Origin of the sequence: Gaiella sp. (assembly GCF_035558935.1) — a bacterium.
Classification (GTDB): domain Bacteria; phylum Actinomycetota; class Thermoleophilia; order Gaiellales; family Gaiellaceae; genus Gaiella.
This window is the reverse complement of the sequence record NZ_DATMBZ010000104.1, coordinates 1-4,904: the sequence shown is the minus strand read 5'-3', so window position 1 is coordinate 4,904 and position 4,904 is coordinate 1. Positions and strand designations below refer to the sequence as shown.

At 70.6% G+C, this 4,904-nt stretch carries 5 protein-coding genes and 1 pseudogene; 2 read left to right on the top strand and 4 right to left on the bottom strand.

Annotated elements, in window-relative coordinates:
- The 4 genes from VNM44_RS10135 to VNM44_RS10120 form a co-directional block, all read right to left on the bottom strand.
- A partial coding sequence (locus tag VNM44_RS10135) for a hypothetical protein (protein ID WP_325625756.1) occupies positions 1 to 240 on the bottom strand: 240 nt, incomplete at its 3' end.
- A gap of 72 nt (positions 241 to 312) precedes the next feature.
- Positions 313 to 1,809 carry a transcription termination factor NusA gene (gene nusA, locus VNM44_RS10130; protein ID WP_325625755.1) on the bottom strand — a complete coding sequence of 499 codons (1,497 nt, stop codon included), beginning with the start codon at positions 1,807 to 1,809 and terminating at the stop codon, positions 313 to 315.
- Entirely contained in the window at positions 1,806 to 2,246 is a 441-nt protein-coding gene (gene rimP / locus VNM44_RS10125; protein ID WP_325625754.1) for a hypothetical protein, read from the bottom strand. The genes nusA and rimP overlap by 4 nt, the downstream gene beginning before the upstream one ends.
- Positions 2,247 to 2,419: 173 nt before the next feature.
- Positions 2,420 to 2,920, bottom strand: a complete 501-nt coding sequence (locus tag VNM44_RS10120) for a hypothetical protein (RefSeq protein ID WP_325625753.1) — start codon at positions 2,918 to 2,920, stop codon at positions 2,420 to 2,422.
- Between the two features lie 1,026 nt (positions 2,921 to 3,946).
- Between VNM44_RS10120 and VNM44_RS10115 the strand changes: the two genes are divergently transcribed.
- On the top strand, positions 3,947 to 4,414 hold the full coding sequence (locus VNM44_RS10115) for a hypothetical protein (RefSeq protein WP_325625752.1): 468 nt from the start codon (positions 3,947 to 3,949) through the stop codon (positions 4,412 to 4,414).
- A 7-nt stretch (positions 4,415 to 4,421) separates the two neighbouring features.
- Positions 4,422 to 4,904: pseudogene (locus VNM44_RS10110) on the top strand (hypothetical protein); the annotation flags it as partial.

Genomic DNA, 4,904 nt, shown 5'->3' with positions numbered 1-4,904 from the left:
CACGCCGAGGGCGCCGGAGAGGTCCTTGACGGTGACGCCCGACTCGACGGTGACAGGGCCTGTCGGCTGGACCGGCGCCTGCTGCTGACGAGGCGGCGCCTGCTGTGAGCGGTCGCGCGCAGCGCGTGCGTCCCGTCCGCGCGCGGCGCCCCCCTCGATCACGACACGCCGGCGTCGGCCTCCCTGGCCGCCGCCGCGCGGGCGGATCGGGCGATTTGGCCTGTTGGGTCCGTCAGCCATCCGACACCCCAGTGTAGATGGGCGCGAGCCCTGGGCTCGCCGTCACGTCCGTCTCTGGGCGGTGTGCGGCGCTCACGCTTCGTCGCGCTCCCCCTCGGCTGCGTCGGGCTCACCGGCGGGCTCGAGCTCGGCCCCGACGGCGACTTCCGTCGCATCCGCGACGGCACCTTCCGCGGCCGCGGCCTCGGCGGTAGTCAGCTCCCCGTCGGCGAGTGCCGCTTCGACCTCGGCCACGGCCTCCTCGGCCACCGTCGCCTCGTCCGGGACGACCTCCGTCGCGGTCTCGATCGTGGCGCCGGCGGTGGGATCGGTTGCGAGCGCCTGGTGCGCGGGGACGCCGCAGTACTTCGACCCGGGCAGCGCAGCGTTCGGGCACCGCTTCCCGTTCGAGAGGAGCGCGGCGCAGCGGCCGGAGAAGTCACCGTCGCCGTCGTCCGCGCCCGCGAACGCCGCGTCGGCCTCCGCCTGCGCGAACTCGGTGTCGGACTTGATATCGACCTTCCAGCCCGTCAGGCGCGCGGCCAGCCGGGCATTCAAGCCCTCCTTGCCGATTGCGAGCGCGAGCTGGTCGTCGGGGACGACGACGGTCGCATCGCGGCTCTCGTCGTCGATGTAGACCTCGCGCACCCGTGCGGGCGACAGCGCCTTCGCGACGAAGCGCGCCGGCTCGGTGTTCCACGGGATGATGTCGATCTTCTCGCCGCGGAGCTCCGACACGACCATGCGGACGCGCGATCCGCGCGGACCGACGCAGGCGCCGACCGGATCGACGCCCTGGACGTGCGACTCGACTGCGATCTTCGAGCGGTAGCCCGGCTCGCGGGCGACGCCGCGGATCTCGACGAGCCCGTCGGCGATCTCGGGAACCTCGAGCTCGAACAGCGCCTCGATCAGCTGCGGCGCGCGGCGCGAGAGGATCACCTGCGGCCCCTTCGTCCCGGAGCGCACCTCGATGATCACGGCCTTGATGCGGGAGCCCTGCTCGTAGCGCTCGCCGTCGACCTGCTCGGAGCGCGGCAGCAGCGCCTCGACCTTCCCGAGGTCGACGAGGACGTTGTTGCGGTCGCCGGCCTGCTGGACGATCCCGGTCACGACCTCGCCCTGCCGGTCGACGTACTCCTCGTACATGATCGCCCGCTCCGCCTCGCGGATGCGCTGCTGGATCACCTGCTTGGCGGTCATCGCGGCGATGCGGCCGAAGTCGTCCGGCGTCGCGTCGGTGCGGTCGATCAGGTTGTCGGGAACCTGCTCCCAGTCGAGGTCGAGCTCGTCGTCGACGATCAGCGTGTGCTGCTTCTCGCCCGTCTCCTCCTCGATGCGCTCGAGGTCGTCGATCGCGCGCTCGCGTGCCTCGTCGAGCAGGCGCGCCTCGAGGTCGCTCGGGATGTCGAGCGCGAAGACTCGGAACTCACCCTCGTCGTCGAGCTCGACCGTCGCATGGCGCGCGGCGCCCGGCGTCTTCTTGTACGCCGCGAGGAGGGCGTCCTCGAGCGCTGCCACGAGGGTGCCGGACTCGATGCCCTTCTCCTTCTCGATCGTGCGGATTCCCTCGATGATCTCCTGGCTCATTGCACACCGTCCTCGTCGATCACGTTGCCCCGGACGATCTGATCGACCGGGATCTGGTGCGCCGTCCCGTCGACCGAGACGGTCACGGCATGGTCGTCGGCCGCCACGAGCGTTCCGCGAAGGCGCTTCGCATCGGCCGTCTTGAGCTTCACCGTGCCGCCGATCGCCCGGCGGAAGTGCTGCGGCCGGCGAACCGGGCGCTGCGGCCCCGGCGACGAGACGTCGATCGTCCAGTCCGACCGGTAGTCGTCGAGCAGGCGCGTGACCCGCTCGCAGAGCGCGAAGTCGACCCCGTCGGGATGGTCGACGTAGACGCAGAACCGCGACGGAGAAAGGATCTCGACGGCCAGCACCTCGACGCGCGGCAGCGTCGACTCGACGGCCGGCGTGATCGCCGCCGTCAGCTCGCGCTCCCTGTCGTACGTGCCGGTTGCCATCGAATCGAGTCCTTTCAAAACAAATGGGCGCATACCGCGCCCATTTCGCCAAGCCGGTGAAATGTGGTGCCGAAAGGATAGCACCGGATCGACGCCGCTTCGCCTCGCGCGGCGAGGACGAGAGGTGTCGACGAACGCGCTTTCAGCCGTCGTCCCCGATACCTTTCCGGTCGTCAGGAGCTTGTCGTGAAGACGATGAAGTGGTCGTCCGGGATGTGCGGCTTCCCGGGGACAGGCCGGAGCTCCTCGCGCCAGCCGTCCCCGACCGCGTCGGTGGCGACACGACGCCAGAACTCGGGCGCGCCGCCGTTCTCCGCCTGGAACCCGATCTCCCACGCGCCGGGGTGGCGCCTGAGCAGCTCTCTCGCGACGTCGTAGCCGATTCGGCGCCGTCGAGCCGCCCGGACGACGAAGAAGTCGCCGATCGACCGCGCTTCACCCGTGAGGCCCCGGACGAACGCGAAGCCGGCGGGCGCGCCGCGGTACCGGATGAGGTACGCCGCCGCGTCCGGCGTGTCGAGGTACGTCGGCAGCCGCCCTGCCTTGAAGGTGCCCTCGGCGTTCGGGAGCGTGCCGCGGACCTCCGACATGTCGTGCGAGTAGAGCTGCCAGAGCCGCTCGACCACGGGCCGGTCGGCGTCGGTGACGAGACGCAGCTGCGGCGGGTCGTCCACGCGCCGATTCTCGCGCCATTCGCGGATCGGGTGGGAGAAGGTCATCAGGGTCACATGAAGAAGCTCGCACGACTCGTTCCGTGGCTGAGGCCCACGCCGACGTCGGCCGAGGACGTAGCGGCGGAGCGGGAGGCTGCGCGGATGCGCGATGAGATGACGACCACGCGGTGGTCCGCACGCGCGCCCGCCGGCGAATACTACGAGGCGGAGCGCCGCCGGGACCGAGAACGACGCCCCGGACGCGAGTGAGCAGATCGCGCTGGACGTGTCTCCAGGCAGGCGGAAGCAGGCGATGTGAAGAGGGTGTCTTGCTGGTTGGGGCGTCATAGTTGGACGCACCGTGTGGAGGAGGGCGAGAGCTACACGGTCTGCTCGTCATGCGGGAAGATGGCTCACGAGCCGACGAACGACATCGAGATGCCGCGACACGAGTACGCCGGGTGGCGCGGCGGTAGCGCCGCCGACAAGATCGACAATCCGTAAGCACGGGTGTCGGCGAGCAGCGTGACCGGCCCCGGGGCGCTTGTGTCGGGCGTGCGCCCGGGACTCAGGATCGGACGATGCGGAGACAGCTGATCGCGTGTCGGCTGCGCAGGGGCTATGGCCCTGTCGGCCCGTCAACAAGCTCGACAAGGTGTTCTTCACCCATCTTTACGCCGACCACATGGCCGACCTGATCACGCTCTCGGGCAGCTACTCGAAGGTCGGGCGGGCAGACCGGCCGGTCGCGGTCTGGGGCCCGAGCGGGTCCGAGCCGCGCCTCGGCACGCGGCACTTCGTGGAGTCGATCCAGGAAGCGCTCGCCTGGGACACCGCGGGCAGCCGCGGCCCGATCAACCCCGACAGCCTGGAGCTCGAGGTGTCCGAGTTCGACTTCAGGGAGACGCAGGTCGTCTACGAGGCGAACGGCGTCACCGTGACCTCGTCCCGGTCATCCACGCCGCGAGCGGCGCCGTCGGCTACCGCTTCGACTTCGCCGGCCTCACGTTCGTCCACTCGGGCGACACGCGCGCAGGCAGGCCGCTCGTGCGCGCCTGCGAAGGAGGCGTCGACCTGCTCATCCACGAGTGCTTCCCACCCGCCGCCGCGCTCGCCGCCGCGACGGGCCTCTCGATCGAGCGGGCGACGATCGCGCTCAACGCCGCCCACACCTCGCCCGCGGCGGCCGGCAAGGTGTTCGGGCTCGTGCGGCCGCGCATGGCCGGCCTCATCCACACGTTCCTCTCCCCCCAGGTCATCCCCCTGATCTTCTCCGAGCTCCGCGCCGTGTACGACGGGCCGGTCGTGCAGACCCAGGACCTGACGGTGTTCAACGTGACGAAAGAGGCCGTCGTCGCGCGCCAGGCGCAGGTGATCGACCAGTTGCCGCCGATCGCAGGCGAACAGCGCGTCGACTACACACCCGTCCAGCCGCAGCCACCGGACTGGTGGGCCGACGCGCTCATCCCGTTGGGGGACGTCGAGGCGCTGGTGGCCGTCCCGACGACACCCTGAGCGGATCATGTCCCCGGAGACATTGGCGGAGTCGGGAGCCGTCGCGCGGGCGATCAGGACCCCGCGCGCGGCCGCGCTGGCGGGGATCGCGTTCTCCCTCCTCTTCGCGCTGGCGCTCATTCTCGTCCGCACGGCAGTCCCGGCGGATCCTGACGACGCCGAGCAGTGGCTCTCGGAAGGATCACGGCACGACGCCGTCCTACTCGGGCTCGGGCTGGTGCCGTTCGCCGGGATCGCGTTCCTCTGGTTCGTCGGCGTCGTGCGCGACCGGATCGGCGAGGCCGAGGACCGCTTCTTCGCAACCGCCTTCCTCGGCAGCGGACTCCTCTTCGTGGGCATGATCTTCGCCGCCTCGGCGGTGGCTGGCGGGCTGATCGTCGCCGCCGAGCAGAATGCCGACAGGCTGCTGTCCTCCGGGGCGTGGGAGCTCGGCCGCGAGACGACGTACGAGCTGATGGTCGTCTACGCGATGCGCATGGCCGCCGTATGC

Bases quoted from the DNA above. Each gene is read 5' to 3' on its own strand.
- nusA (WP_325625755.1), bottom strand. From the start codon at position 1,809: ATGAGCCAGGAGATCATCGAGGGAATCCGCACGATCGAGAAGGAGAAG.
- rimP (WP_325625754.1), bottom strand. From the start codon at position 2,246: ATGGCAACCGGCACGTACGACAGGGAGCGCGAGCTGACGGCGGCGATC.